Source organism: Devosia sp. CAU 1758 (genome assembly GCF_054482695.1).
The window spans coordinates 421708-446964 of record NZ_JBTLRJ010000004.1 but is presented as its reverse complement, the minus strand read 5'-3'; the positions used below and the strand labels follow the sequence as shown (position 1 = coordinate 446964).

28 protein-coding genes and 1 pseudogene are annotated in these 25257 nt (G+C 62.3%); 14 read left to right on the top strand and 15 right to left on the bottom strand.

What is annotated here, in order from left to right:
* The first annotated feature begins 63 nt into the window (after nucleotides 1–63).
* Nucleotides 64–1098: a Gfo/Idh/MocA family protein gene (locus ACXYMS_RS15695; RefSeq protein ID WP_458907752.1), complete on the top strand. Its 1035-nt coding sequence runs from the start codon at nucleotides 64–66 to the stop codon at nucleotides 1096–1098.
* On the opposite strand, the gene ACXYMS_RS15690 is transcribed toward ACXYMS_RS15695, so the two are convergent.
* From ACXYMS_RS15690 to ACXYMS_RS15670, 5 genes are read right to left on the bottom strand one after another with little or no spacing between them, the layout of a single operon-like run.
* Nucleotides 1095–1922: an ABC transporter ATP-binding protein gene (locus ACXYMS_RS15690; RefSeq protein WP_458907751.1), complete on the bottom strand. Its 828-nt coding sequence runs from the start codon at nucleotides 1920–1922 to the stop codon at nucleotides 1095–1097. The two genes, ACXYMS_RS15695 and ACXYMS_RS15690, sit on opposite strands and share 4 nt — an antisense overlap.
* A complete protein-coding gene (locus tag ACXYMS_RS15685) occupies nucleotides 1919–2767 on the bottom strand; it encodes an ABC transporter ATP-binding protein (RefSeq protein ID WP_458907750.1) in 849 nt (282 codons plus the stop codon). The genes ACXYMS_RS15690 and ACXYMS_RS15685 overlap by 4 nt, the downstream gene beginning before the upstream one ends.
* A gap of 3 nt (nucleotides 2768–2770) precedes the next feature.
* Nucleotides 2771–3685, bottom strand: coding sequence for an ABC transporter permease subunit (locus tag ACXYMS_RS15680; protein ID WP_458907749.1), 915 nt, complete (start codon nucleotides 3683–3685; stop codon nucleotides 2771–2773).
* A gap of 8 nt (nucleotides 3686–3693) precedes the next feature.
* Nucleotides 3694–4701: an ABC transporter permease subunit gene (locus ACXYMS_RS15675; protein ID WP_458907748.1), complete on the bottom strand. Its 1008-nt coding sequence runs from the start codon at nucleotides 4699–4701 to the stop codon at nucleotides 3694–3696.
* A 52-nt stretch (nucleotides 4702–4753) separates the two neighbouring features.
* Nucleotides 4754–6349 carry an ABC transporter substrate-binding protein gene (locus tag ACXYMS_RS15670; RefSeq protein ID WP_458907747.1) on the bottom strand — a complete coding sequence of 532 codons (1596 nt, stop codon included), beginning with the start codon at nucleotides 6347–6349 and terminating at the stop codon, nucleotides 4754–4756.
* A gap of 226 nt (nucleotides 6350–6575) precedes the next feature.
* Between ACXYMS_RS15670 and ACXYMS_RS15665 the strand changes: the two genes are divergently transcribed.
* The 3 genes from ACXYMS_RS15665 to ACXYMS_RS15655 are packed head-to-tail and all read left to right on the top strand — an operon-like array spanning nucleotide 6576 to nucleotide 8412.
* Nucleotides 6576–6968 (top strand): VOC family protein, encoded by a 393-nt coding sequence (locus tag ACXYMS_RS15665; protein WP_458907746.1) that lies wholly within the window; start codon nucleotides 6576–6578, stop codon nucleotides 6966–6968.
* Nucleotides 6941–7459 carry a hypothetical protein gene (locus tag ACXYMS_RS15660; protein ID WP_458907745.1) on the top strand — a complete coding sequence of 173 codons (519 nt, stop codon included), beginning with the start codon at nucleotides 6941–6943 and terminating at the stop codon, nucleotides 7457–7459. The genes ACXYMS_RS15665 and ACXYMS_RS15660 overlap by 28 nt, the downstream gene beginning before the upstream one ends.
* 14 nt (nucleotides 7460–7473) lie before the next feature.
* A complete protein-coding gene (locus ACXYMS_RS15655) occupies nucleotides 7474–8412 on the top strand; it encodes an aldo/keto reductase (RefSeq protein ID WP_458907744.1) in 939 nt (312 codons plus the stop codon).
* A gap of 10 nt (nucleotides 8413–8422) precedes the next feature.
* Here the strand turns inward: ACXYMS_RS15655 and ACXYMS_RS15650 are convergent, their stop codons facing one another.
* Entirely contained in the window at nucleotides 8423–9451 is a 1029-nt protein-coding gene (locus ACXYMS_RS15650; RefSeq protein WP_458907743.1) for a LacI family transcriptional regulator, read from the bottom strand.
* 429 nt (nucleotides 9452–9880) lie between these two features.
* On the opposite strand from ACXYMS_RS15650, the gene ACXYMS_RS15645 reads away from it, so the two are divergent.
* The 4 genes and pseudogenes from ACXYMS_RS15645 (at nucleotide 9881) to ACXYMS_RS15630 (ending at nucleotide 12340) form a co-directional block, all read left to right on the top strand.
* Complete coding sequence (locus ACXYMS_RS15645) at nucleotides 9881–10039, top strand: hypothetical protein (protein ID WP_458907742.1); 159 nt, start codon at nucleotides 9881–9883, stop codon at nucleotides 10037–10039.
* Between the two features lie 21 nt (nucleotides 10040–10060).
* Nucleotides 10061–10704, top strand: a pseudogene (locus tag ACXYMS_RS15640) (glycoside hydrolase family 38 C-terminal domain-containing protein).
* Entirely contained in the window at nucleotides 10704–11087 is a 384-nt protein-coding gene (locus tag ACXYMS_RS15635) for a glycosyl hydrolase-related protein (protein ID WP_458907741.1), read from the top strand. Before ACXYMS_RS15640 ends, ACXYMS_RS15635 begins: the two are co-directional and overlap by 1 nt.
* Before the next feature lie 68 nt (nucleotides 11088–11155).
* The gene (locus ACXYMS_RS15630; protein ID WP_458907740.1) at nucleotides 11156–12340 is read left to right on the top strand and encodes an ROK family transcriptional regulator; all 1185 of its coding nucleotides are present in this window, start codon (nucleotides 11156–11158) and stop codon (nucleotides 12338–12340) included.
* Here the strand turns inward: ACXYMS_RS15630 and ACXYMS_RS15625 are convergent.
* Nucleotides 12337–12648, bottom strand: a complete 312-nt coding sequence (locus tag ACXYMS_RS15625; protein WP_458907739.1) for an HU family DNA-binding protein — start codon at nucleotides 12646–12648, stop codon at nucleotides 12337–12339. The two genes, ACXYMS_RS15630 and ACXYMS_RS15625, sit on opposite strands and share 4 nt — an antisense overlap.
* Before the next feature lie 173 nt (nucleotides 12649–12821).
* Between ACXYMS_RS15625 and rirA the strand changes: the two genes are divergently transcribed.
* Both rirA and ACXYMS_RS15615 read left to right on the top strand, forming a co-directional pair.
* A complete protein-coding gene (rirA, locus tag ACXYMS_RS15620) occupies nucleotides 12822–13277 on the top strand; it encodes an iron-responsive transcriptional regulator RirA (RefSeq protein WP_458907738.1) in 456 nt (151 codons plus the stop codon).
* Nucleotides 13278–13526: 249 nt separating this feature from the next.
* Complete coding sequence (locus tag ACXYMS_RS15615; protein WP_458907737.1) at nucleotides 13527–15350, top strand: ABC-F family ATP-binding cassette domain-containing protein; 1824 nt, start codon at nucleotides 13527–13529, stop codon at nucleotides 15348–15350.
* Here ACXYMS_RS15615 and ACXYMS_RS15610 read toward each other — a convergent pair.
* Nucleotides 15347–16393 carry a LacI family transcriptional regulator gene (locus ACXYMS_RS15610; RefSeq protein ID WP_458907736.1) on the bottom strand — a complete coding sequence of 349 codons (1047 nt, stop codon included), beginning with the start codon at nucleotides 16391–16393 and terminating at the stop codon, nucleotides 15347–15349. The two genes, ACXYMS_RS15615 and ACXYMS_RS15610, sit on opposite strands and share 4 nt — an antisense overlap.
* A 507-nt stretch (nucleotides 16394–16900) precedes the next feature.
* On the opposite strand from ACXYMS_RS15610, the gene ACXYMS_RS15605 reads away from it, so the two are divergent.
* Nucleotides 16901–17116, top strand: coding sequence for a hypothetical protein (locus ACXYMS_RS15605; protein ID WP_458907735.1), 216 nt, complete (start codon nucleotides 16901–16903; stop codon nucleotides 17114–17116).
* 51 nt (nucleotides 17117–17167) lie between these two features.
* Here ACXYMS_RS15605 and ACXYMS_RS15600 read toward each other — a convergent pair whose 3' ends face one another.
* From ACXYMS_RS15600 to ACXYMS_RS15580, 5 genes are read right to left on the bottom strand one after another with little or no spacing between them, the layout of a single operon-like run.
* Nucleotides 17168–17374, bottom strand: coding sequence for a hypothetical protein (locus ACXYMS_RS15600; RefSeq protein WP_458907734.1), 207 nt, complete (start codon nucleotides 17372–17374; stop codon nucleotides 17168–17170).
* On the bottom strand, nucleotides 17361–17510 hold the full coding sequence (locus tag ACXYMS_RS15595; protein WP_458907733.1) for a hypothetical protein: 150 nt from the start codon (nucleotides 17508–17510) through the stop codon (nucleotides 17361–17363). Before ACXYMS_RS15595 ends, ACXYMS_RS15600 begins: the two co-directional genes overlap by 14 nt.
* Before the next feature lie 58 nt (nucleotides 17511–17568).
* A complete protein-coding gene (gene phnN / locus ACXYMS_RS15590) occupies nucleotides 17569–18135 on the bottom strand; it encodes a phosphonate metabolism protein/1,5-bisphosphokinase (PRPP-forming) PhnN (RefSeq protein ID WP_458907732.1) in 567 nt (188 codons plus the stop codon).
* Complete coding sequence (locus tag ACXYMS_RS15585; RefSeq protein ID WP_458907731.1) at nucleotides 18132–19268, bottom strand: alpha-D-ribose 1-methylphosphonate 5-triphosphate diphosphatase; 1137 nt, start codon at nucleotides 19266–19268, stop codon at nucleotides 18132–18134. Before ACXYMS_RS15585 ends, phnN begins: the two co-directional genes overlap by 4 nt.
* A gap of 3 nt (nucleotides 19269–19271) precedes the next feature.
* Complete coding sequence (locus ACXYMS_RS15580; RefSeq protein ID WP_458907730.1) at nucleotides 19272–19964, bottom strand: DUF1045 domain-containing protein; 693 nt, start codon at nucleotides 19962–19964, stop codon at nucleotides 19272–19274.
* Nucleotides 19965–20088: 124 nt separating this feature from the next.
* On the opposite strand from ACXYMS_RS15580, the gene ACXYMS_RS15575 reads away from it, so the two are divergent.
* From ACXYMS_RS15575 to ACXYMS_RS15565, 3 genes are all read left to right on the top strand, one after another.
* Nucleotides 20089–21342 carry a glycerate kinase type-2 family protein gene (locus ACXYMS_RS15575; protein WP_458907729.1) on the top strand — a complete coding sequence of 418 codons (1254 nt, stop codon included), beginning with the start codon at nucleotides 20089–20091 and terminating at the stop codon, nucleotides 21340–21342.
* 62 nt (nucleotides 21343–21404) lie between these two features.
* A complete protein-coding gene (locus ACXYMS_RS15570; protein WP_458907728.1) occupies nucleotides 21405–21767 on the top strand; it encodes a VOC family protein in 363 nt (120 codons plus the stop codon).
* Nucleotides 21768–21852: 85 nt separating this feature from the next.
* Complete coding sequence (locus tag ACXYMS_RS15565) at nucleotides 21853–22791, top strand: Gfo/Idh/MocA family protein (RefSeq protein WP_458907727.1); 939 nt, start codon at nucleotides 21853–21855, stop codon at nucleotides 22789–22791.
* Between the two features lie 188 nt (nucleotides 22792–22979).
* Here ACXYMS_RS15565 and ACXYMS_RS15560 read toward each other — a convergent pair whose 3' ends face one another.
* Together ACXYMS_RS15560 and ACXYMS_RS15555 are read right to left on the bottom strand one after the other, a co-directional pair.
* On the bottom strand, nucleotides 22980–23714 hold the full coding sequence (locus ACXYMS_RS15560; RefSeq protein ID WP_458907726.1) for a DUF1365 domain-containing protein: 735 nt from the start codon (nucleotides 23712–23714) through the stop codon (nucleotides 22980–22982).
* On the bottom strand, nucleotides 23711–25060 hold the full coding sequence (locus ACXYMS_RS15555; protein WP_458907725.1) for an NAD(P)/FAD-dependent oxidoreductase: 1350 nt from the start codon (nucleotides 25058–25060) through the stop codon (nucleotides 23711–23713). Before ACXYMS_RS15555 ends, ACXYMS_RS15560 begins: the two co-directional genes overlap by 4 nt.
* Nucleotides 25061–25257: the final 197 nt, after the last annotated feature.

The window sequence follows — 25257 nt, the reverse complement described above, 5'->3', positions numbered from 1 at the left end:
CCCTGATGGGGAGTTGAGCGCCGCGATCATGGCGCGATAAAGGCATTACAAGGAGGCGGCTGAATGGGCAATGAACAGGGGAAGTTCGGTCTGGGCGTGGTGGGTGCGGGCATGGGGGCCAAGCCGCATGCGCTGGCGCTCAATGCGCTCAGGAACCGGATCGACGTGCGCGGGGTCTGGCGGCGCAATCGGGCCGAGCTCGACCAATTCTGCGCTGAATATGACTTCCCCGCCGCCGACGATTATGAGGCCATGCTGGCCGACCCGGCCATTAACGCCATCCTCGTGCTGACGCCGCCCAATGCGCGCGAGGATATCGTAGCTGCCGCTGCACAAGCGGGCAAGCATGTGCTGATGGAAAAGCCGGTGGAGCGCTCCACCGCGGCGGCGCAGCGCATTGTCGAAAGCTGCGAAAGCGCGGGCGTGACGCTGGGCATCATCTTCCAGCACCGGTTCCGCGCCGCTTCAAAGGCCTTGGCCGAAAAAGTGGCAAGTGGCGAACTCGGTGCATTGCAGGCGGTGCATCTGGTCGTGCCGTGGTGGCGGCCGCAGGTGGGCTATTACGACAAGCCGGGCCGCGGGACCTTCGCGCAGGACGGTGGCGGCGTGCTGATCACCCAGGCCATCCATTCGCTCGACCTGATGCTGAGCCTGACCGGTCCGGTCAAGGCAGTGACGGCGCTTTCGGCGACAACGGGCTTGCACCAGATGGAGACCGAGGACTTCGTCGCCGGGGGTATGGAATTCGAGAACGGCGCCGTGGGCGGGCTGATGGCCACCACCGCCAATTTCCCCGGCGGCGCGGAAAGCCTGACACTCAATTTTGCCAAAGTCAGCGCCACGCTGACCGGGGGCAATCTGACCCTCCACTGGTTCGACGGTCGCACGGAAACCATAGGCGAGGCCAGCAATTCGGGCGGCGGCGCCGACCCTATGGCCTTCCCCTTTGACTGGCACATGGCCCAGATTGCCGATTTCTCCGAGGCGGTGCAGCAGGGCCGGCAGCCGGTCTCGACCGGCCGCACGGCGCTCAACGTGCACAGGCTGATCGACGCCCTGATCCGCTCGGGGAAGGACGGGAGAAGGGTGGAGGTTTAGGCGGCGGCCTGTTTCCTGGCGATGCGGGCGCGGATGGATTCGACATCGGCGCGCGGCGTGGCCGCGAACAGGGTCTTGGTATAGTCGTGCTGCGGATCGGCAAAGACCGCGTCACGGCTGCCATGTTCGACCACGTCACCGAAATACATCACCATCACCTCGTCGGCGATATAGCGCACCACACTGAGGTCATGGCTGATAAAGACATAGGTGAGGCCGAACTCGTCCTGCAGGTCCTTGAGCAGGTTCAGGATCTGCGCCTGCACCGAAAGGTCGAGCGCCGAGACCGGCTCGTCGAGTACCAGGAAGCTCGGATTGAGCATCAGCGCCCGGGCAATGGCGATGCGCTGGCGCTGGCCACCCGAGAACATGTGCGGGTAGCGGTTGAAGTGCTCCGGTCCGAGGCCCACCTTGATGAGCATGGCCATGGCCCGTTCCCGCCGCTCGGATAGCGGCATATCGGTATTGAGCAGCAGCGGCTCGGCCAACACGTCCCCGATCTTCTGGCGGGGGTTGAGCGAGCCATAGGGATTCTGGAAGACGATCTGCACCTTCTGGCGCATCTGCTTGGTCACATGGCTGGCGCTGGCGGGCAGGCCATCGATGAAGATATCCCCGGAGGTCGGCTGATCGATTAGAGTGATCATGCGGGCAAGGGTGGATTTACCGCATCCGCTTTCCCCCACGACGGCGAGGGTCTTGCCTTTTTCGAGCGTGAAGTTCACGCCCTTGACAGCATGCACCGCCTTGACCGGGCGTAGGAAGCCGCCCGAGACGATGTAGTCGCGCTTGAGGTCGCGCACTTCGAGAACGGGTGTGCTCATCGGCCCACCCCCGGCGCGGCTTCGAACATCATGTCCGAGACGGTGGGCAGGCGGTCACCGACTGCATTTTCCGGCAGGGCGGAGAGCAGGGCGCGGGTATAGTTCGATTGCGGATTGGCAAAGAGCGAAAGGACATCGGCCTCTTCCATCTTGTGGCCCTTGTACTGGACGATGACACGGTCGGCCGTTTCGGCGACCACGCCCATATCATGGGTGATCATGATCAGCGCCATGCCGGTCTCGGCCTGCAGCCCCACCAGCAGGTCCAGGATCTGCTTCTGGATAGTGACGTCGAGCGCCGTTGTCGGCTCGTCTGCGATCAGCAGCTTGGGGTTGCAGGCGAGTGCGATGGCGATCATGACGCGCTGGCACTGGCCGCCGCTCATCTGGTGCGGGAAGGCGCCGAGGCGCTCGGCGCCATCCTTGATGCCGACCAGATGCAACAGTTCGACGGCCCGGTCGCGCGCCGCCCTGCCCTTCAGCCCCATATGGCGGGACAGCACTTCTTCGATCTGGAAGCCGATGGTGAAGCAGGGATTGAGGCTGGCCACCGGTTCCTGGAAGATCATGGCAATGTCTCTGCCGATGATCCTGCGCTTGTCGGCCGGACTCATGCCGAGCAGGTTCTTGCCCTCGAAAGTCATGACGTCGGCGGTGACCGTCGCCGTATTGGGCAGCAGGCCCATGGTGGCGAGCATGGCCACCGATTTGCCGGAGCCCGATTCACCCACGATGGCGAGCACTTCGTGCGCATCGACGGCAATATCGATGCCGTCTACCGCCTTGAACAGGCCGACCGAGGTGTCGAAGGCGACGGTAAGGTTCCTGATTTCAAGCAGGGGCATGGCTCAGCTCCGCTTCAGCTTGGGATCGAGCGCGTCGCGCAGCCCGTCGCCGATCAGGTTGATTGCCAGCACGGTGATGAGGATGGCAAGGCCGGGAAGAGTCACGACCCACCAGGCGCGCAGGATGAACTGTCGCGCCTCGGCCAGCATGGTGCCCCATTCGGGCGTCGGCGGCTGGGCGCCAAGGCCGAGAAAGCCCAGCGCGGCCGCATCGAGAATGGCGCTCGAGAAGCTCAGCGTCGCCTGGACGATCAGTGGCGCCAGGCAATTGGGCAGGATGGTCTTGAACATCAGGCGCATATGGCCGGAGCCGGCCATGCGGGAGGAGGTCACATAGTCCTTGCCCATCTCGCCCATCACTGCCGAACGGGTGAGGCGCACGAAATGGGGCTGCAGCACCAGGGCGATGGCGATCATCATATTGAACAGCCCCGGCCCCAGTATGGCCACCAGCACCAGGGCCAGCAGCAACGATGGAAAAGCAAGGATCAGGTCCATGACGCGCATCAGCACCGTATCGACCCAGCCGCCGGCATAGCCCGCGACCAACCCAACAATGATGCCGGTGACCAAAGCAATCACCACCACAACGGTGCCAATCAGCAGCGAATAGCGGGCGCCATGGATGAGGCGCGAAAGGATATCGCGGCCCACCGCGTCCGTACCGAGCAGGAAGTCGGCCCGGCCGCCTTCGGCCCAGAAGGGCGGGATCAGCAGCGCGTCGCGATATTGCTGGATGGGCGAATGAGGGGCGATCCAATTGGCGAAAAGCGCAGTCAGCACCAGGAGGACGAAGACCACGAGACCGATGACGGCGCCGCGGTTGACCGAGAAATAATACCAGAACTCGCGCAACTGGGTCAGCGCGGAGATGCGCGGCGCAGCATTGGGATCGGCGATGGTGGCGGGATTTGACATGTCGCCTCCTAATTATGCCGGATACGGGGATTGATGAGCCCGTAGAGCACATCGACGATGAGATTGACCGCCATGACGATCAACGCGATCAGCAGCAGACCTGCCTGGACCACCGGATAGTCGCGGCGCGAGATGGCATCGATCATCCATTTGCCGATGCCGGGCCAGGAAAAGATCGTCTCGGTGAGGATGGCGCCGGCCATCATCACCCCGACCTGCAGGCCAATGGTGGTCACCACCGGAATCAGCGCGTTGCGCAGGGCATGCACCCCGACCACCTGGCGAGGCGACAGTCCCTTCGCGCGGGCGGTGCGCACGTAGTCGTCACCAAGCACTTCGAGCATGGCCGAGCGGGTCTGGCGCGCGATCACCGCCAGCGGAATGGTGCCCAGGGTGATGGAGGGGAGAATGAGATGGCGCATGGCCGAAACAAAGGCTCCCTCCTGCCCGGAAATCAGCGCGTCTATAGTCATGAAGCCAGTCACGGCAGGGAAGAAATAGAGCAGGTCGATGCGCCCGGAGACCGGGGTCCAACCCAGAATGCCCGAGAAGAAAATGATGAGCAGCAGCCCGAGCCAGAAAATGGGCATGGAATAGCCCACAAGGGCCGTGCCCATAAGGGTCTGGTCGTACCACGAGCCGCGCTTGACGGCAGCGATGACGCCGGCGGGAATACCCAGGACCACGGCAAAGATGGTGGCGCAGAAGGCCAGCTCGACCGTTGCCGGGAAGAGGGTGAGGAAGTCGCGGATGACAGGACGCTTGGTCGAGATCGAGGTGCCGAAATCACCTTGGAATATGCCGGAAAGGTAGTCCCAGTACTGCACCCAGATCGGCTGGTCGTAACCGAACTGGACCAGGAGCGCCTGGTAGCGCTCGGGCGAAACACTGCGCTCGCCGGCAATGAGGAGAATGGGATCGCCCGGCAGGACGCGGACGAAGGCGAAGGCCACGATCGTGATACCGATAAAGGTCGGTACAATCAGCAGCAGGCGATTGAGAATGAAACGGATCATATCTTTTCAGGGATGCCGGGGGCAGCGGCGCCGCCCCCGGTCTTAGTCCCGATTACTCGGCGATATCGACGCCGTCAAAGGCGTGCGTGCCCTTGGGGTCCATCACATAGCCAGTGACCTTGTTGCTCATTGGCATAAAGACCAGCGAGTGGGCAATGGTCGCCCAGGGGGCTTCGCGCTTGAACACTTCCTGGGCCTTTTCGTAGAGCGCGGTACGCTCGGCCTGATCGGAAATGGTCTTGGCTTCCTGAACAAGAGCTTCGAACTCCTCGTTGCACCACTGGGCGCGGTTGGCACCCCCGACGGCATCGCAGCCGAGCAGCACGGCGAGGAAGTTGTCCGGATCGCCATTGTCACCGGTCCAGCCCAGCAGCACCGCACCATCGCGATCAACCGAAGACGACTGTTCGAGATATTCGGCCCATTCCATCGAGACGATCTCGACGGTCACGCCGACTTCGGCAAAGTCAGCCTGGATCAGCTCGGCCATACGGCGCGCATCCGGATTGTACGGACGCGAGACGGGCATGGCCCAGACCTTCATGGAGAGATCTTCGACGCCTTCTTCGGCCAGCATGGCCTTGGCCGCTTCCGGATCATACGGATCGTCCTGGATGGCATCGTTATACGACCACATGGTGGGCGGGATCGGGTTCTTGGCAACGCTTGCCTGACCGGCAAACACGGCCTCGATGATGGCATCCTTGTCGATGGCCATGTTGAGCGCCTTGCGCACGTTCGCATTGTCGAACGGTGCCTGCTGGGCGTTGTAGGCCAGGAAGCCGATATTGAGGCCTTCCTGCTCCATCATGGTCAGGTTCGGATCGGCCTTGATGACTTCAAGGTCGGCCGGGTTCGGATAGGGCATGACATGGCATTCGCCGGCCTGCAGCTTCTGGAGGCGAACCGCCGGGTCGGTGGTTATGGCGAAGACCAGGTCATCGATGGGCTGCACACCATTCCAGTATTCGTCAAAGGAGGCGTAGCGGATGGCCGCGTCCTGCTGGTAGGCGACGAACTGGAACGGGCCGGTGCCGATGGGCTGCTGGTTGAGCATGTCCATGGTGCCGGACGCTTCAAGCTGGGCGGCATATTCGGCAGACAGGATCGAGGCAAAGTCCATGGCCAGGTTGGCAATGAACGGGGCCTCGGGACGGGTCAGGGTGAACTTGACGGTGTAGTCGTCAACCTTCTCGATCGAGGTGAGCAGGTCGCTCATCGACATGGCGTTGAAATATTCCCAGGTGATGCCCGTCGAATAGGCATGCCATGGGTGATCAGCCTGCCACTGGCGCTCGAAGCTGAACAGCACGTCGTCGGCGTTGAAGTCGCGCGTCGGGGTGAAATATTCAGTGGTGTGGAACTTCACGCCCTGGCGCAAATGGAAGGTATATTCGAGACCATCGTCGGAAACTTCATAGCTCTCGGCGAGGCCAGGTTCGGTGGTCGATGCGCCCTTGGTGAACTGTACCAGACGATTGTAGATCGGACGCGACGAGGCGTCGAAGGTGGTGCCGGCGGTATAGGGCGCCGGATCGAAGCCTTCAGGCGAGCCTTCAGAGCAGTAGACAAGGGTCTTGGCCTGCGCTGCACCAGCGGCCAAAGCCAGCATGGCGGTCGCCGCCATCAAGGTTTTCATCAATTTCATGATTGTTGTCTCCCGAGACATTTTTTTGCGCACCCGGCTTGCCTGCCGGGGCTTGAATGCTACCAAAGCCTAGAAATTGAGGGAGCGCAATGGGGAGCGTTGACCAATTGGTCAATAAGTTGACAGCCAAAACCGCCATCCACAGGATTGGACGGATTCGGAATGATCCGTTCGGCGGCACTCGCATCGCTTGACCGTCCCGGACCTAATGGTGCTCCATTGTGTCATGACCCAGTCCATCGCTACGATTGCCATAGTCGTCGCCGACTATGATGACGCCATCGCCTACTACACCGACAGGATCGGATTCGCGCTGCTGGAGGACACTGACCTCGGCGATGGAAAACGCTGGGTGATCGTGGGCCCGCCTGGAGCGCGCGGCGCCCGCCTGCTGCTGGCCCGGGCCGACGGCGAGGCGCAGCGGGCCAGCGTCGGCAACCAGACGGGTGGCAGGGTGATGCTGTTTCTCGAGACAGATAATTTTGCGGCCGACTACGCCCGCCTGCGCGGCAACGGCGTTGGATTTCTTGAAGAACCCCGCCACGAGGCTTATGGGTCCGTGGCGGTGTTCGCCGATCTTTACGGGAACAAATGGGATCTCATCGAAACACTGCGCTGATGGCGCTGCCGCTGCTGCTGGTCGTCCCGGCGGCAGCACAGCAGGCCGGCTGGCATTACTCTTTTTTGCCCGGGGAGGGCGACCGGGCCAGCATGGGGTGCGCCCGCGACGCCAGCGCGTATGATTTTACGTGCCTGGTGGTCCGCTGCGAGGACGACTTTTCGACCGGGCTGCACATCTATTCCAGCAGGGCGGGTGGCGCAACGGGGCAGTGGGAGATGACGCTGGACCGGGAAACCCGGACGCTCCCTGCTGAAACCGGCACGTCGCCCTATGGCGCAGTCCTCCGCGATGACGATGGCTGGCTTCTCGATGGCCTGCGGCATGGCAGTTTCGTCTATCTGCGCCACACGCAGGACATGGACGCCGAATATAACTTCATCGACCTCAGCGGGTCGCTGCGCTCGATCGCCGAGGCTCTCTATTGGTGCGCCCCGCCCGTCCCCCAGAACGAACAAATCGGCAACCGAGACGTCGGGACCACCGAATAAATGGGAGAACAAAAATGAACCGTCGCCCCCTCGGACGCAGCGAACTGGTCATCGAACCCCTGGTGCTGGGCGGTAATGTGTTTGGCTGGACAGTAGATGAGGCGCGGGGCTTCGACATCCTCGACGCCTATGTCGACGCCGGCTTTTCCGCCATCGACACCGCCGAGGGCTACCCGAACTGGGTACCGGGCAATCCGCCGGGCATGAGCGAAACCATTATCGGCAAATGGCTCAAGGCCCGCGGCAATCGCGACAAGGTCCACATCTTCACTAAGGTCAATTCCAGCAAGAAACCCGGCGGGCTCAAGCCCGACGCCATCAAGGCCAGCATCGAGGCCTCGCTCAAGCGTCTACAGACTGACTACATCGATCTCTATTTCAGCCACTGGCCGGATGCCGAAGCCAACCATGAGGAGACGCTGGAGACTTATGACATGTTGATGCGCGCCGGCAAGGTGCGGACCATCGGCGCCTCGAACTACAGCACGCAGATGCTGGAAGAGGCGCAGCAGACTGCCATCGTCAAATCGCTGCAGCGCTATGAAGTGGTCCAGCCACGCTACAATCTCTATGATCGCGCCGAGTTCGACGCACTGCGCCCGTTTCTAATCGAGAACGAGGTAGGAGCCATCGTCTATTACAGCCTGGCTTCGGGGTTCCTGACCGGCAAGTATCGCAGCCAGGATGATCTGGGCCAGTCGGCGCGCGGTGGTGGCGCGAGCCAATATCTCAACGCCAAGGGTTTGAATATTCTGGGGGCGCTCGATCAGGTGGCTTCGGAGCGCAACGCCACCCCGGTCGAAGTTGCACTGGCATGGTTGGTGGCACAGGAAGGGGTCAGCGCGCCCATCGCCTCGGCCACTTCGGTCGAACAGGTCCAGAGTCTGGCGCGCGGCGTGCGGCTGGACCTGACCGGTGAAGGCGAGAACCTGCTGAGCGCCAGTGGCAAGTAGCGGCCAAAGTCTATGTGGGCCGGTCGCTGCGCCAATGCAGCACCGGCTCGGCGAGGGTCTGTAGTTCTGTTGGCACTGCGCCATCGATGCGGCGCAGCAGCAGGCGGGTGAGTTCTCCTCCGGAGGCGGTGACGTCTTCCTCGATGGAATCGAGGTCCGGATAGAAGGTGGGCAGGATGCCCGAGGTCTGCTTGTAGAGCAGTTCCACCCCCTTCCCCGGCCTGACGCCAGCGGCCTGCATGCCCGCCAATAGGGCAATGGTGCGGATTTCATTGTCGGTGATGATGCCATCGGGCCGGTCTGGCCGCATGGCCAGTTCGGTCCCCAATGTGCGGACCTCTTCCGGCGTGCTGCGGCTTTCCCGGACAGCAAGAATTTCAGCGATCACGCCGCGCCGACCGGCCGCTGCCCGGAAGGCGGTAACGATATTGGCAAAGTTGGTGATGCGCCGATTGCCGGTGAACAGCATGACGCGCCTACAGCCCTTGTCCGCCAGGCGATCCAGTGCCTGATGGGCAAAGGCTTCGGAGTGAAAATCGTGAAACGGGTGCGGGGCGGCAAAGGCGGTGCGGCCATGACTGACAAAGGGGAAGCCCGCCTCCACCAGCGTCCTGACCCGGGCATCATCGGGCGCGGTATGAGTGATGATGACGCCATCCGCCGCGCGGCTGTCCAGGATATAGCGGACGGCCGACAGGTCATCCTCGGTGCCGAACTCCGGCGTCACATTGAGATGGTAATGCGTGCCCGCCAGCGCCCTGCCAATGCCCTGGATCATCTGCCGGGCAAAGTCGATGGCATCGTCACCCCCATGCAGCACCAGGGTGATTACATTGGTCTTGCCGGTGCGCAATCGCACCCCGGCGCGGTCGGGGACATAACCCACGCGCCGCGCCGCCTCGGCTACCCGGTCCCGCGTTTCCTGTTTGAGCGAGGTCCCGCCGCGCAGCGACAGGGATACGGTCGAAAGGCTGAGCCCGGTCATTTCGGCAATGGTCCTGAGCGTTGGCCGCCCCTTCCGGTTGTCGCGATCCTGCATGCATAAGCTCCATGACCTTACTTGTAGCGTGAAGCATGCCGGAACGAACAGACGAAAAACATCCTCGTTGCAACGTTGCAATTTCCTAGCTAGCCTGCACCCAGATGGCTCGCCCGAGCGCCCAGCAGAACTATTCCCATGGCTTATTCAAACCCCCTCGGCAAACCTCTCGCGCTGCAGGTCGACGACACCAAGCGGAGGGTAAGCTGTTCAGGCTTTGCGCCGATCTCGAATCGAAGTCTATGTCGATAGCGACGTGGACTATGAGCGCAACTTTTCCTCGCATGGCTCAGCAAATGGGCCATGGCAGAGTGCAGCGCTGGCGCTGGCGCCGCTGGCCGAGGGGTCGCTTCGCCTCGTCAATTTCACCTCGCAGAACCGTACCTCACTAGTCAGCCTGGCGAAGGGACCGGGCTGGACAATGGGGCGTTGCTGTTGGGCGAAAATGCCACCGCGTTGCAACGCTTGATACGAGCTGACGGTACGAGCGAACTGGTCGGGCTGGCCGCTGACCTGCCGAGCCTCGGCTGGGCCGACGCACAGATCGTTGCCGCAACAGAAGCGCCAATGAGCACACTCTTGGTATAGGAGGCGCAACTCGAGAACGACCTGCTGCGCGTCGTCCTCGACAGCCAGGGACATATTAACTCGATCTTTGACAAGACGGTCCGGCGCGAAGTGCTCAAGCTTGGCCAATTGGCCAACAGGCTCATCGCCTATGAAGACAAGCCAATGGACTATGAGGCCTGGGACATCGACGCCTATTTTGAGGAACAGTTCTGGCCGCTCGATGCAGCCGCCAAGATCAGTGTGGTGGAGCGCGGCCCGCACCGCGCCGCCATCCGGATCGTGCGCAATTATGGCGCTTCGCGCATTGTGCAGGTATTTCGCTGACAGAAGGGGAACGTCAGGTCGAGTTCGATACTTTCATCGATTGGCAGGAGCGAGCCCAGGTGCTCAAGGCCGAATTCGACTTCGACCTCAACACCTCCGAAATCCGCTCGGAAATCCAGTTCGGCCATGTGACCCGTCCCACCCATCGCAATACCAGCTGGGATCGGGCGCGCTTCGAGGCCTCCATGCATCGCTGGGTCGATGTGAGCGAGGCAGATTTTGGCGCGGCGCTGATCAATGACTGCAAATATGGCTATGACGCCCTGGAGCAAAAAGTTCGACTGACGCTGGTGCGCGGATCGGCTATCCAAGCCGAGACGCCGACCGGGGCGAACATCGCCTGCGCTATGGATTGCTGATGCATGCGGGCCTCGCCGACCTTGACCAAGTGCATCGCGCCGCAGAGCGCTTCAACAATCCCATTGCAGTTATCGGCACGGTCCGGCGCGCCGATATGTGTCACGCGCCCCTACCCCGCTTCAGCCTGGCCCGGATCGAGGGAGGTAGCGTGAGCATCGAGACAGTCAAGAAGGCGAAACATTCCGACGCTGTTGTCCTGAGGGTGTTCGAACATGCCAATCGGCGTGCCAAGGCCGTGCTGCGCTTCGGCGTGCCGGTCAGATCTGTGTGCCGGGCCAATCTCATGGAAGAAAATATTGAGGCGCGCCTTATACTTGACGAAGGAACGCTGGTGGTGTCTTTGCGTCCTTTCGAAATCGTCACGTTGATAGTCGAGTTTTAGCGAGGCGTTTCTTTATTCGTCTTCACGTTGCCATCGCCCGTCCGGTGCGACCGGCCGGGGCATTGCGCATGAGCAGGACTGAGGAACCGACGCAAGATGTATTCGAATCGGGCCGGCGCGGTCTGAGCCATAATGGGGTCCGCCGCGCCAATGAAAAGGCGGTCCTGACGGTCGTGGCCTTCAATTCTGGTGCGTCCAACGCAGAAATTTCGCGCCTGTCGCAACTTGCGCCACAAACAGTCTCGGCCATTCTGGGCGACCTGGAGCGCGGCGGCCTGATCCGTCGAGGTCCGGTGCTCCGCGGACGACGCGGCCAGCCGGCAACGCCGATCCTGCTCAATGAGAATGGCGGGCTGGCCATCGGCGTCGAAATCGGCTGGCGACACCTGGAAGTGGTGATGCTCAACATGCATGCCCGGGTCATGCAGCGTCGGCATGTGGACTACGCCTATCCCGACGCAGCAATAATAGTCGAGACCATTGCAGGGATCGCCGACGAGTTCGTTGCCGGGCTGACGCCGCCTCAGGCCGCGCGACTGCTTGATCTTGGCGTGGCCATGCCCGGAAACCTGGCAGAGAACCTTCATATTCTGGATGCGCCACAGAAGCAGATCGCGCAGTGGCGCACGCTTGACCTTGCCGACGCCTTGTGGAAACGCACGAGCCTTGCAGTCACGCTGTTCAATGACGGCAATGCCGGGTGCTGGGCGGAACTGATCGCCCTGCAACCGCCGAGGCCTGCCAATGTCATCTACCTGCTGGTATCGCATTTCGTCGCGGCCGGCATTGTCGGCGACGGAACGCTCTGGGAAGGACCGACGGGCACTGGCGCAGAACTGGGATCGATCCTGATCAGCCGGGCGGGCGAAGCGCCGGAGGTAGCGCACCGCATCGCGTCAGTTTGGGCGTTACGCGAACGGCTAACCGCTGGTGGCCACCCGGCCTCATTCCCGCCAGGGAGCCCACCTGGATCGGGCGAGGAGCGGGAACTGTCTGGCTGGGTCAAGGAGGCCGCCCATGCGCTCGCGCAAGTGATTTACAACGCGACCGCGGTGGTGGAGCAACCCCTGGTGGTAATCGATTCCATGCTGTCGCGTGAAATTGCCGCCGCGCTGGTGGATGGCGTGACCGCGGCGCTGGAACTGCTGCCGGAGCGTACCGTGCCGACGCCCCGGGTGGTTATGGGTCAGCTTGGGCATCTGGCGCCTGCCATCGGGGCAGCCGAGCTGCCGCTGTTCCGGCGATATTTCTAGCGCGGCCCAGTCTTGCCTGCGAGCGAAGCCAAGGCCTCGCGCAACCGGGCACTGGGAATAAGAACCACCGTCCGGCGCGGTGCGATACGATGCTCATCGCCGGTGCGCGGGTTGCGACCGACCCGCTCGGCGCGGGAACGCACTTCAAGCGTCCCAAAGCCGGTCAGCTTGACGCTTTCGCCGGCCTTGAGAGCATCGCCGATCAACTCGAACATGCGATCGCCGATCTGGGCGGTGTCGTAGCGCGCTAGTCCGGTCGTATCCGCAGCACTTTCGCTCAGCGCTGCCCTGGTGACAGTTTGATCCAAGCCTAAAACCTCCTCCACCTATTAAATTCATAGGTGGAACTAAAATGAGTGTCCAGCCCCGGAATGGCCGGAAAAACATGATCGTTGTCTTCAAGATTGTTTGACATTTTTTAGAATGGTTATAAGTTGAAAAGCCGTTTCCGACCCTGAGCGAGGCCGCAGAAAGGTTTCCCGTGAGACTGACCCGCCAATCCAATTACGCCATTCGCACGCTGGTCTATTGTGCTGTTAACGAGCCGGGTCTAAGCCGGGTTGCCGAGATTGCCCGCGCCTATGGCATTTCGGAACTGTTCCTGTTCAAGCTGATCAAACCGCTGGTCGAGGCCGGCCTGCTGCAGACCGTGCGCGGACGCCACGGCGGTATCAGGCTGGGCAAGCCGGCCGCCGACATCACCCTGCTCGACACGATAAGGCTGACCGAGGAAAGCTTTGCGCTGGCCGAATGCTTTGAGGATGGTGCCGATTGCCCGCTTATCGGCGAATGCGATCTCAATGGCGCCCTGCGGGAAGCGCTCGGGGCATTCTTCGAGGTGCTGAGCCGCCACACCATTGCCGATCTCGCCAGCAAGAAGCGCTCGATCCGCGATCGACTGCGCCTGTCGGTGGATGGGGCGGTCACGGCAGCGTGAATCCAACTGCCCGAAATATGAGTTTGACAATCATGTTTGTGCGTGATTGATTGCGGTCATGGCGCTGCGACCCCTTGGGGCCTGTGGGTGGCGATGCCAGAACACGACGGGGCTTGCTGCTACCGTCTCCCGGCCGGCCAGGATCCTCAACGTCCTGACCGGCCTTTTTGCACAAAGGTTTTGCGCGTCCGGCCAATTGATCTGGCGCCGACCCTATGATCTATCCGGGGCGAATTTACCGGACACGACATGGCCCAGCCCCCGCTTCTCTCCCTGCAGAATATTCAGCTCACCTTTGGCGGCACCCAATTGCTGGAAGCGGCCGAACTGATCGTCTCCCCGGGGCAACGCATTGCCCTGGTCGGACGCAACGGTTCGGGCAAGTCGACGCTGCTCAAGATCGCTTCGGGCGATGTCACTCATGACAAGGGCGTGCGCTTTGTCGAACCCAGCGCCACGCTGCGTTACCTGCCGCAGGAGCCGGACCTTTCGGCCTATGCGACCACGCTGGCCTATGTCGAGGCGGGCCTGGGGCCGGGCGACGATGAATATCGTGCGCAATACCTGCTGAGCTCGCTCGGCCTGATCGGCGCGGAAAATCCGAGGAACCTCTCGGGTGGCGAGAGCCGCCGCGCCGCGCTGGCTCGCGTGCTGGCGCCCAAGCCCGATGTTCTGCTGCTCGACGAGCCGACCAACCATCTCGATCTGCCGGCCATCGAGTGGCTGCAGGCCGAACTGGATTCGCTGCGCTCGGCCATGGTGCTGATCAGCCACGACCGGCGCTTCCTCAGCGATCTGACCCGGGCCACGGTGTGGCTTGACCGGGGTGTGACGCGCCGCCTCGACAAGGGCTTTTCGCATTTCGAGGCCTGGCGCGACCAGGTGCTGGAGGAAGAAGAACGCGACCGCCACAAGCTCGACCGCCAGATCGTGCGCGAAGAGCATTGGCTGCGCTATGGCGTTACCGCCCGCCGCAAACGCAATGTCGGGCGGCTCGAACGTCTGGCCGGTTTGCGACAGGACCGACGCGAGCAGCGCCGGGTCACTGGCTCGGTCAATATGCAGGTGAGCGAGGGCCGCACCTCAGGCGCGCTGGTGGTGGAAGCCGAGAACATTTCCAAGGCCTATGGCGATCGCGTCATTGTCAGTGACTTTTCCACCCGGGTGCTGCGCGGCGACCGGATCGGCATTGTCGGCCCCAATGGCGCCGGCAAGACCACGCTGATCAAGATGCTGACCGGGCTCGACAAGCCCGACAGCGGCAAGATCAAGCTGGGTTCGGCGCTGGAATTGGCCATGCTCGACCAGGGCCGTGCCAAGCTCCATCCCGATACGCGCCTCAGGGAAGCATTGACCGGTGGCGGTTCGGACACGCTCCAGATCAATGGCCAGCCCAAGCATGTCGTGGGCTATATGAAAGACTTCCTGTTCGGACCCGAGCAGGCCAATACGCCCATCGGCAAGTTATCGGGCGGCGAACGCGCCCGCGTGGCCCTGGCGCGGGCGCTGTCGCTGCCATCCAATTTCCTGGTGCTGGACGAGCCGACCAACGACCTTGATCTCGAAACGCTCGATCTGCTCGAGGAAATGGTCAGCGATTATGCCGGCACGGTGATCGTGGTCAGCCATGACCGCGACTTCCTCGACCGCGTGGCGACCTCGGTGATCATCGCCGAGGGCGAAGGCGTGTGGACCGAATATGCCGGCGGCTATTCGGACATGGTCATCCAGCGCGGAGAGGGCGTTACGGCCCGCGAGCCTGTCGCCAAGACGCATCGGGCGGGCAAGACCAGCCTGACCCAGACCACGCAAGCGGCCTCGGCACCCGCCCCCAAGCGCAAGATGAGTTTCAAGGAAAAGCACGCCCTTGAAACCTTGCCCAAGGATATCGCCAGGCTCGATGGCGAGATTGAAGAGCTCAACAAGGCGCTGGCTGAAACCAATTTCTACACTCGCGACCCCGATGGCTTCGCCGCCAAATCCAAGGCGCTTGAGGCGACGGCGGCCCGCAAGGCCAAGGCCGAGGAGCAATGGCTGGAGCTTGAAATGCTGCGCGAGGAGTTGGAGGGTTAGTCCTTCCAGGCAAACTTCGGTTCGGCCTTGAATTGCAGGCCTTCGGTCTCGCCGGCGATACGGCGCAGCAGCAGGCTGCCCAGATTGCGGCCGGCGGCGACGAAATCTTCCGGGACGGTTTCGGCACCGGGCTGGAATTGCGCGAACATGGATGAGGACTGCTTGGTCACCACATGGGCGGTCTTGCCCACGACCAGCCCGGCGTCGGTCAGGCCGCCGGTGACGGCCAGCGCCGAAATCTCCGAAGCACAGACATAGCCATCCGGCCCATCAGGGCGCTTGGCGCGCTTGATGACATAGCTTCGGATCGCGTCGGTGGGACTGCCCAGATTGACGTCGGCGGCGAACTCGTAGGCGATGCCGGTTTCGCGCGCCGCCCGTTCGATGCCGGCCTTGAGATGCTCGGTATAGGTCAGGGCGCTATCGGGTAGAACGATGGAGACCTTCCTGCACCCCTTAGCCGCTAGACGCAGCGTCGCACCATAGGCATAGGCTTCGTTGTCGTAGTCGACAAAGGGATGCGGCTCGGGCCAGCGGCTGCGACCGTGGCTTACAAAGGGAAAATCGCTGTCGATCAGGAAGCGGATGCGCTCGTCGAAGGCCTCGGCCTTGGAAAATATCACCCCATCGGCCATGCGGTTTCGCACGATGTGCTGGACCGGCTCAATCGGTTCGACATTGCGAAATAATGGCGTGATGACGAGATGAAAGGCGGTATTGCGTAGCGCCTCGGTAATGCCGGTGACCAGGCTTGTGCCGAAGCCATAGATCTGTTCGTCCGGCTCAAGGATAAGCGAAATGACATTGGTGCGGCCGGTCTTCAGGCGCAGCGCGGCACGGTCGGGCAGGTAGCCGATCTCGGCCGCAATCTTCTGCACCCGGTCGCGGGTCTCCTGCGCCAGTTCAGGCGCATTGTTGAGGGCGCGCGATATCGTGGTGACTGCCAGGCCGGTCATCTGCGCGATGGTCTTGAGCGTGGGCTTTCCCGATGGCTTGACGCCCCGCTTGCCGCGCGTGGCGGGCGGTCCTTCTTCCTGCGACACCTAGTGATCCCCTCAGACCCGCCTTTGCCATGGCGGGGACGCGACATAGGGGAGAACAGCAGATTACAAGGCCCTGCGCAAGTCGCAGCCACATACGCACAGACATAACCTGTAATATCACGATTTTATTGAAGCTGCGATTCCGGCGAGAGTTTTCCGGAAATTGCTACCAATACGCATAAAGGTGCACTGGAAAAGCGCGAATGCTTGCCCTATCTTGCCTTTGCTACGCCGCAATGGCGTGACACCACTCAAGTCCAACACCCGCAGGGGGAGGAATGACGATGCCGACATCGACGACCTTCACGATCCATGCCACGTGTTCGACTGTAGTAACCTGCATGTCTGCCGCCAAACGCTGGCAAGGGTCCTGTCGCTCAAAACGAATGTGACTTCCCGTCACATCCTCGTCTCACAAAACCGATAGAACCCGCGCTGTCAGCTCCCAGGCCACCTTCATCCGAAGGGAGCCGGTGTTGGACCGACGCGCAAGTGGAGAATCCACCCATGCAGGAAAACAATCTGAACAGGGCCGAAAGGCTCAGACCAATCGTCATTGAAGTGGCTGGCGAGCCTCAGGGTGTAGTTGTGCCTGCGGACGGCGGCTACAAGTTCGTGGCCGTCAAGCTCCCCGCCTTTGCGATGGACGGGCAGCATTTCGCCACGATCGAAACCGCGCATATGGCGGTTCGCCGTGCCGTCGAGAGCGGCGAGGCAGCGTAAACGGGCTGGTGGCACTGCCACTGGCCTTCTGTTTGCTAGCGCCCGAAACGATCAGTCGTCATTTGTGGCATTGAGTTCGGACGGACGCCGACCTTCGTCGACCGGGGCGGACGGGTCCAGCGTTGCTTCCACCGCTTGCGCCAGAGCGTCTACATCGATACGTGACGCACCAGACTGCGCTTGGCGTTCAAGTTCCGCGGCCAGCGCGGTGATAAGGGCCTGGCGGCGGGTATCTGATAAATCGTTAGCCGTTTCCATCGATCGATATTCCCTGTTCGTCGACACGCACTTCGATGCCCGGCTGGGATTGTTGTTGCTGGACAGTATAGATGCCAAAAGCGACCAGCGCGATAAGCAGAATCGCGATCACGCCGTAGAGGCTGTTACGGGACAAGGGGGACTCCTGACGCTTGACCGGGTCTGCAACCAACGCGCCGGAGAGGCGAAGGGTTTCAATCCTCTGCAATGCGCCGCAGGGCCATTACAAAGGCTGTGACTCCGATCCCGACCGAACTGGAATTGTCGATGACTACCGGCTCCACATCGGCCGGCAGGGCAGCGCCTTCCCGCGCCAACCGGGCGACGATCTGATCGCGGCTTTCGCGGCCGCGTCGGGACAACCGCTCGGCCCGCAGAGAAATCTCGGCCGAAATCTGGATGACCCGGCAGAACGGGTATTTTTCAATGGCCAGGGGCACGGCATGGCGGGAAACATTGGCGATCACCACCCGCCCAAGGGCCAGGTCGGTGTCGACGCCGATGGGCAAGGCATAGTCCAGCCCATGCGCCTGCCAGGTCAGGGCAAAACGCCCTGCCTGGGCGGCGCGGACAAATTCCTCCGTGTCCAGGCTCACATGATCTTCGAGGTCCATGTCGGCGGGTCGGGTCACCAGACGTCGCACGAAGCTGAAACGCTTGTCGCCATCCAGGGCCTGGCGAGCTCCGCCGATCAGCGTGTCCTTGCCGACCCCGGACGGGCCGATAACACAGACCAGCACTCCGGGGGGCCGGTCGCTCAATTCACACGCTGCCCTTCACGCCAGACACCCCGCACTGCCGGCAGCGGACCCTCCGCCACAACGCGCACCAGATCGGCACGCTTGCCGGGTGCAATCTCGCCCCGGTCATCGAAGCCAGCGGCGTGCGCCGGATTACGGGTAACGGTAGCAAGTGCCCGGGGCAGGTCAAGGCCCGCTACCCGGCCGGGCAGCACAAAGGCGGCCTGCAACAGCGCAAAGGGAACATAGTCCGAACTCAGGATATCGAGCAAGCCGGCAGCTACCAGGTCGGTGGCCGAGATATTGCCCGAGTGGGACCTGCCCCGCACCACATTGGGGGCGCCCATGAGGATGGAGAGACCTGCTGCATGCGCCGCAGAAGCCGCCTCGAGTGTGGTGGGGAATTCTGCAATGGCCACACCATCGGCTTCCGCTTCCTCGACATGGGCCAGCGTGGCGTCATCATGGCTGGCCAGGGCAATGTCCATGGCGCGCGCACGCGCAACAATGGCCTGCCGATTGGCCGCCGAATAGCGCCTGTGCTCCTCCAGCCGGGCATCGAGATAGGCCTGCGCCTCCCCGGGTGTGCGGCCCATATGGCCTGCATAGAAGTTCTTGTACGCCTCAAGCGAACGAAACTGGCGCTGGCCTGGCGTATGATCCATGACCGAGGCCAGGCGGGTCAAGGGGTGATCGGCCAGGGCATCGAAATGGGCGACGACATCGTGGCTGGGCAATTCGCAACGCAGGTGGATGAAATGGTCGGCGCGCAGCCAGCTACCCTGCTGGCCGGTCCGCACCGCATCCACCAGCTTGCGGGCATGGGCGAGCATATCGGGCAAATCGACATCGGAGCCGATGCGCACCGCGTCGAACACGGTGGTGATCCCCGAACCGGCAATCTGGGCGTCATGTGCATGTAGCGCCGCCAGAGGATCCCAAAACACCCCCGGACGCGGGCGGTAATGGTTTTCCAGATGATCGGTGTGCAGTTCCACAAGACCCGGGATCAGGTAATCGCCATCCATGTCTTCGCCCTGGCGTCCAGTCCCCGGCTCGATGGCAGCAATCTTGCCGTCGCGCACCAGAAGGCTGCCAAGGACTATCTGGTCGGCAAGGACGATGCGGGCATTGGTGAATGCGGTTTCAGGCACGCGTCAGGCTCCCAATCCAAAATCGGCGACGCGACGGAAGGGAAGCTGGCTTTCCGTTTCGTGAAACAGGCTCAGCCGGTCGAGCGTGACCGGCCCATGCAGCGCAGGGGCGAACCAGGTCCGGGCGGCCTGCATCACCTCCTCGCGATCGGCGGAGTGCAGCCGGTCGGTCAGGGTCATGTGAAACCGGAACTCGTCGAAGACATAGGGATAGCCATAGGCGTCGAGCAGTTCCGCCTGGCGCGGAGTGAGGTCCAAAGCAGCCTTCTCGGCCCGCTCGCGCATATTGAGCGGCGCGCGGAACGGCTCGAAAGCCTCGACAACATGGGCGGCAAAATCAGCCAGTTGCGGATTATCCTCGACCTCGGGAACCAGCGCCAGAAAGCCGTAGAGATCAACGATGTGCAGTCGCCCAAGTGGCACCGGAGCACGCTCAGCCGCCAATTGCGCCATGGCGGCGCGTAGCCCCTCTTCGGTCTGGCCTGTAGCAAGCGCCATGGGCGGCTTGAGCGTGGCATGAAAGCCATATCGGCCGGCAGACTGAGTGAGGTTAAGCAGGCGCGCCCGCTCCATACCGGCGACGGCGCCATCATATGGTTGGCCCGAGGCCGGGTCGCGGCCCAGCCACACACTTGCCCGGTCCCATAAGGCGTCGGTGACGGCCGGCGCGTAGTAGATGGCGAATCTCTGCGGCATGCAAACTCCTCAATGCGGCGCTAATGGACCTTCATGGCAGCGGTTTGACAAGCGCGAAGGGCTGGACAAATGACGGAGTGCTGGTCACAAAGCCCCACCCTGTTCCGCACAAGGTTCTCAGCCCATGGACCGTTCCCTGCTCAAAAGCCTTTTCCATCAGGCAGTTGCCCAGGCGCAGCCGGCGCTGGCGGTTGAGCGGTATTTGCCCGTTGCGCCGGGGGGGCGGACCATTGTCATTGGCGCGGGCAAGGCTTCGGCGCAGATGGCGCGTGCGTTTGAAAAAGCCTGGCCGGGGGAGATTTCCGGGCTTGTGGTGACGCGCTATGGCTATGCTGAGCCCTGCGAACGCATTGAAATCATTGAGGCTTCTCATCCGGTGCCGGATGAGGCGGGGCTGAAGGCAACCGCGCGGCTGATGGAAATGGTGTCCGGACTGACCGCGGACGATCTCGTGGTGGCGCTGATTTCGGGGGGCGGCTCGTCGCTGCTCCCGGCCCCGGCGCCGGGCCTGGACCTCGTTGATGAACAGAACATTAACCGCGCCCTCTTGGCCTCGGGCGCGCCAATCGGGGTTATGAACCTCATCCGCAATCAATTCTCGACCATCAAGGGTGGGCGACTGGCCGCCGCCGCTGCCCCCGCGCGGGTGGCGACGCTGGTGGTTTCGGATGTGCCGGGGGATGACCCGGCGCTGGTCGCTTCCGGACCGACCCTGCCCCTGCCCGGCGGACGCGTCGAGGCCAGGCGGCTGGCGGCGCTCTACCGGATCGCCCTGCCCGAGGCCGCCGAGACCCTGCTGGCGGGCGACAGCAATGCGCCGCCCTCAGCCGATGACCCGGCCTTTGCGGGCAATAGTGTCGTTACCATTGCCTCGGCGGCCATGTCGCTGGAGGCGGCGGCAACGCTGGCGCGGCAGAATGGCGTCGAGGCGGCAATCCTCTCCGATTCCATCGAAGGGGAGGCGCGCGACGTGGCGCAGGTGCATGCGGCACTGGCAAGGGAAATCGCCACCAGGAGCCGGCCGTTCAGAAAGCCGGTGGTGCTGCTCTCGGGCGGCGAGACAACAGTGACCTTGCGGGGCAAGGGCCGCGGTGGTCGCAATGGCGAGTTCCTGCTCGCGCTGGCCATCGCCCTCGATGGGGTCGAGGGTATCTCAGCCCTTGCCGGCGACACGGATGGTATCGATGGGTCGGAAGACAACGCCGGGGCCTTCGTTGACGGCCATTCGGCGCAACGAATGCGGCAGGCCGGAATCGACCCGCAGGCGGCCCTGGCCGATAACGATGCCTATGGCGCCTTCGAGGCCATCGGCGATCTCTTTGTCACCGGCCCCACAGGCACCAATGTCAACGATTTCCGAGCCATAATCATTCGCTGATTTTGACTTTGGACCATGCCGGGCCTGTGTCATGCTCTCCGCTTCAAGCGAGGGAGGCAGGCATGGCACGGGCAGTAGGCATTGGCGGCATCTTCTTTCGGTCGTCCGACCCCAAGGCGCTGGCCCAATGGTACGAGACGCATCTGGGCATTCCCGAATTCTGGAGCCAGGAGGCGGGCATTACGATCTTTGCGCCGTTCAAGAAGGAGACCGACTATTTCCCCGCCGACAAGCAATGGATGATCAATTTTCGCGTCGATAACCTCGATGACATGATGGACCAGCTCAAGGCGGTCGGCATTGACATTGAAACACGGCCCGAAGAATGGGACACGCCCGAAACCGGTCGCTTTGCCCGTATCCACGATCCGGAAGGCAACCAGATCGAATTATGGGAGCCGCCGCCACCTGCACCAACGGCATAAAATCATACTATTCTCGGTCCAAGCTCTTGGCAGAACCGGCCAAGGTCTGCTCTATAGCCGCGCCTTTTGACAGTGGAGTTGCGGCATGGCCAAGCGAAAGATTGCGGTGATCGGGGTGGGCAAGATTGCGCAGGACCAGCACCTGCCGGTGATCGATGCTTCAGACGATTTCGAGCTGGCGGCCACTGTGTCCACCCGTGGCGTGGGGCATGGCGACAAGCCGGTGTTCCGCACGGCGGCCGAACTTTATGCGGCCATGCCTGAAGTCGGCCTTGTCTCGATCTGCACGCCGCCGGGCGTTCGCCATGGGCTGGTACGCGAGGCCCTGGATGCGGGCAAGGACGTGATGATGGAGAAGCCCCCCACCACCACGATCTCCGAACTCGACGATATCATCGCCCATGCGAACCGGCTCGACCGGGTGCTGTTCCAGACCTGGCACAGCCAGTATAATGCCGCAGTGGAGCGGGCCAGGGCGATCCTCCTCGACCAAGGGGTCAAGTCCGTCCGCATCGACTGGCGCGAAAGCGTGCGCAAATGGCATCCTGGCCAGGACTGGGTGTGGGAGCCGGGCGGGTTCGGCGTCTGCGATCCCGGTATTAATGCCTATTCGATTTTCACCAAGATCATGCCCTTCCCGGTTTTCGTGGACAGCGCAAAGTTGACCTTTCCCGCCAATCGGCAGACCCCCGTCGATGTGGACGTAGTCTTCAAATCCGGCCAGCCGCATCAGCCTCAGATATCCTCGGGCTTCAACTGGCTCGAGGAGAGCGGGGAGATCTGGACGATCCATGTCGTTACCGGCACGGGCGACGAGTTGAAGCTCGAGCGCGGCGGACGGACGCTGCGGATCAATGGTGCGGTCGTGCTGGAGCATGGCGATGAAGAATATGCCGGCATCTATGATCGCTTCGCCGACCTGCTCGACGCCCGCCAGAGCGATGTGGACGCCGCGCCGCTGCGGCTGATGGCTGATGTGTTCCTGATGGGCGCGCGCGAGAACGGGCCGGACTTCGAATGGTAAGGGACCGGGCTGGGGTGTTTCACTCGCCTTGACCCGTGGCCGTCATCGCGGATGAGGCCCACTGCCGACTTCATCAGCGCCGACGCTTGATGTTCGCGCCGACACCCCTTCCCCAGCTTCGCTAGGCTCGCTGAGCCAAGCGACGCTACCCTCCCCTCAAGGGGGAGGGTGGGCAGGAGCCGCTGGACTCACTTGGCTTCTGCCTTTTTCCGGTCGGTGTACCAGCGGATCCTGATCCCCTTGAGGATCAGCCGGATGGCTTCAAAATGGATGCCGGCGGTCACTTTGAGCGTCATCAGCGGGTGGCTGAAAAACAGCCTCAGCAAGGTCGCGTCGGTGAAGTCCCGCCGCTTGCCCGTAAAGCCCGCATAGAGCAGGGGCGCGCCATCCTGCGTCTCGTTGATGGCGACGAGGATGGTCTCATCGGGCGCCGAAAGCTTGAAGGCATAATGGCAGTTCATGTCGATGAAGGGCGAGACGTAGAAGGCCTTGTCCGCCTCCTGCCTGTCCGCCGCTGCGGGCAATATATAGGTGTGGCGCTCGCCAAAGGTGTTGTGGACCTCGTAAATCGTCGCCAGCGGAGCGCCATCCGCACCGTCGCAATACCAGACGGTCAGCGGGTTGAAGACATAGCCCAGAATGCGGGGATAGCAGAGCAGGCGGATGCGACCGGGCGCAGGAAGGCCCTTGCTGGCCAGTTGCGCGCCGACCCAATTCCGCAGGTCGCCACCATCGGCATGGTCAGCATCGCGGAACGAGAACAGCGCGGGCTTGTTGTGTGCGAACCAGCGTAGTCCATCGAGTGTCGGCAGTTCATCGAGATCGATAAGCACCGAAAACACCCGGTAGCGCAGAGAGTGTTTTTTCGGCCGGTGCCGCTGGTGCACCACATGGCCGACATAGATGGCCGAGTTCAGGCTCATGCCACCAGCGCCGACGCGGTTGGCGCAAGGGTGATGCGGCCCGAGGGATTGGACACGGTCCATGGGCGGGGCAGCGCGCCAATGGCTTCGGCTGCGGCAAGGCCGGATTGCAAGCCGTCTTCATGGAAGCCACGGCCGAAATGGGCGCCCGCATACCAGGTGCGGTTCTGTCCTTGTATCTGCCAGAGATTTTCCTGGGCGTGTATGGCTTTGCTGTCGAACAGGGGATGGGTGTAATCGAACCGCGCAATTTCGTGCTGCGGGTCGCTGGGGGGATTGAGCGTAACGAAGATGTCGCGGCCCGACAGGCTCTGCAAGCGGTTCATCCAATAGCTGACGCAGAGAGGATGGGCGCTTTGCGCCTGCTCGACTGAAATATAGTTCCAGCAACTCCAAACCCGCCTGAGGCGCGGCATGAAGCTGGCATCGGCATGGAGTACCGCGGTGTTGAGCGTATAATCGAAGGCGCCAAGCAGATTGCGTTCGGCCACACTGGGCGCATCGAGCATGCCAAGGGCCTGATCGGCATGGCTGGCGATCAGCACTTGATCGAACCGATCGGCGTGCCCGTCCATGTCGATTACCGTGACCCCGGCGGCATCGCGCTCAACTTTTGCCACGGGTGTCGACAGTCGCAATTCGCCGGAAAACTGATCCAGCAATGCGGCCACATAGGCGCGACTACCGCCCTTGACCGTTCGCCACCTGGGTCGTTCCCATATCTGGAGGAGATTGTGGCTTTGAAAGAAGCGGACAAAGGCCAGAAGCGGATAGGAACGGATATCGGTGGCGGAGGACGACCAGATCGCCGCGGCCAGGGGTAGCAGATGGTCATCAATAAAGGACTGCGAATAGCGCTGGGCCTGGAGATATTCGTCGAGCGTCAATTTCTGCAGGTCGGGGCGATCCAGCACTTCGGGGGCCTCTCGATAGAAGCGCAGCAGATCGCGAAACAGGTTCCAGAAGCGCGGCCTGAAGGCGTTGCGCTTTTGCGCCAGGAGGCCGCCCAGCCCTTCGCCGCAATATTCGAAACGCCCCTGGTCGAGCGAGGCCGAGAACGACATCTGAGTGGGAATACTTTCGACACCCAGATGGTCCATCATGGCGGTGAAATTGGGATAATTGCTCTCGTTGAAGACGATGAAGCCCGTATCGACCGGGCCGGTGCCGGGCACGTCGATCGTATTGGCATGACCGCCGGGGCGATTGTCGGCTTCGTAGAGCACGACATCATGGGATTTCGACAGCAACCATGCCGCCGAGAGCCCCGAGACGCCGCTGCCGATCACCGCAATGCGCTGCCGCGCGGAATGCGAGCCGGAAAAGCCTGAGGCGGCGTGAAACATTGTCTAAGTCCTATCCTGTTTACAAGAGATACGGGCAAGACAGCGTTTCGGTTCAGTTACGGATATTTTATTCCGGTGGGCGTGCGCATGACAAAATGCCGGGCCGAACTGATCCAGCCGCGCGGCATTCCCGTAATCGAGATATGACACTTGCGATTTACCCACTTGCCGGGCCGTGTAAGGATGCAGCGTTACCC

Coding starts and splice junctions, on each gene's coding strand:
- ACXYMS_RS15695 (WP_458907752.1), top strand. CDS start 64: ATGGGCAATGAACAGGGGAAGTTCGGTCTGGGCGTGGTGGGTGCGGGC.
- ACXYMS_RS15690 (WP_458907751.1), bottom strand. CDS start 1,922: ATGAGCACACCCGTTCTCGAAGTGCGCGACCTCAAGCGCGACTACATC.
- ACXYMS_RS15685 (WP_458907750.1), bottom strand. CDS start 2,767: ATGCCCCTGCTTGAAATCAGGAACCTTACCGTCGCCTTCGACACCTCG.
- ACXYMS_RS15680 (WP_458907749.1), bottom strand. CDS start 3,685: ATGTCAAATCCCGCCACCATCGCCGATCCCAATGCTGCGCCGCGCATC.
- ACXYMS_RS15675 (WP_458907748.1), bottom strand. CDS start 4,701: ATGATCCGTTTCATTCTCAATCGCCTGCTGCTGATTGTACCGACCTTT.
- ACXYMS_RS15670 (WP_458907747.1), bottom strand. CDS start 6,349: ATGAAATTGATGAAAACCTTGATGGCGGCGACCGCCATGCTGGCTTTG.
- ACXYMS_RS15665 (WP_458907746.1), top strand. CDS start 6,576: ATGACCCAGTCCATCGCTACGATTGCCATAGTCGTCGCCGACTATGAT.
- ACXYMS_RS15660 (WP_458907745.1), top strand. CDS start 6,941: ATGGGATCTCATCGAAACACTGCGCTGATGGCGCTGCCGCTGCTGCTG.
- ACXYMS_RS15655 (WP_458907744.1), top strand. CDS start 7,474: ATGAACCGTCGCCCCCTCGGACGCAGCGAACTGGTCATCGAACCCCTG.
- ACXYMS_RS15650 (WP_458907743.1), bottom strand. CDS start 9,451: ATGCAGGATCGCGACAACCGGAAGGGGCGGCCAACGCTCAGGACCATT.
- ACXYMS_RS15635 (WP_458907741.1), top strand. CDS start 10,704: ATGCATGCGGGCCTCGCCGACCTTGACCAAGTGCATCGCGCCGCAGAG.
- ACXYMS_RS15630 (WP_458907740.1), top strand. CDS start 11,156: ATGAGCAGGACTGAGGAACCGACGCAAGATGTATTCGAATCGGGCCGG.
- ACXYMS_RS15615 (WP_458907737.1), top strand. CDS start 13,527: ATGGCCCAGCCCCCGCTTCTCTCCCTGCAGAATATTCAGCTCACCTTT.
- ACXYMS_RS15605 (WP_458907735.1), top strand. CDS start 16,901: ATGCAGGAAAACAATCTGAACAGGGCCGAAAGGCTCAGACCAATCGTC.
- ACXYMS_RS15600 (WP_458907734.1), bottom strand. CDS start 17,374: ATGGAAACGGCTAACGATTTATCAGATACCCGCCGCCAGGCCCTTATC.
- ACXYMS_RS15580 (WP_458907730.1), bottom strand. CDS start 19,964: ATGCCGCAGAGATTCGCCATCTACTACGCGCCGGCCGTCACCGACGCC.
- ACXYMS_RS15575 (WP_458907729.1), top strand. CDS start 20,089: ATGGACCGTTCCCTGCTCAAAAGCCTTTTCCATCAGGCAGTTGCCCAG.
- ACXYMS_RS15570 (WP_458907728.1), top strand. CDS start 21,405: ATGGCACGGGCAGTAGGCATTGGCGGCATCTTCTTTCGGTCGTCCGAC.
- ACXYMS_RS15565 (WP_458907727.1), top strand. CDS start 21,853: ATGGCCAAGCGAAAGATTGCGGTGATCGGGGTGGGCAAGATTGCGCAG.
- ACXYMS_RS15560 (WP_458907726.1), bottom strand. CDS start 23,714: ATGAGCCTGAACTCGGCCATCTATGTCGGCCATGTGGTGCACCAGCGG.
- ACXYMS_RS15555 (WP_458907725.1), bottom strand. CDS start 25,060: ATGTTTCACGCCGCCTCAGGCTTTTCCGGCTCGCATTCCGCGCGGCAG.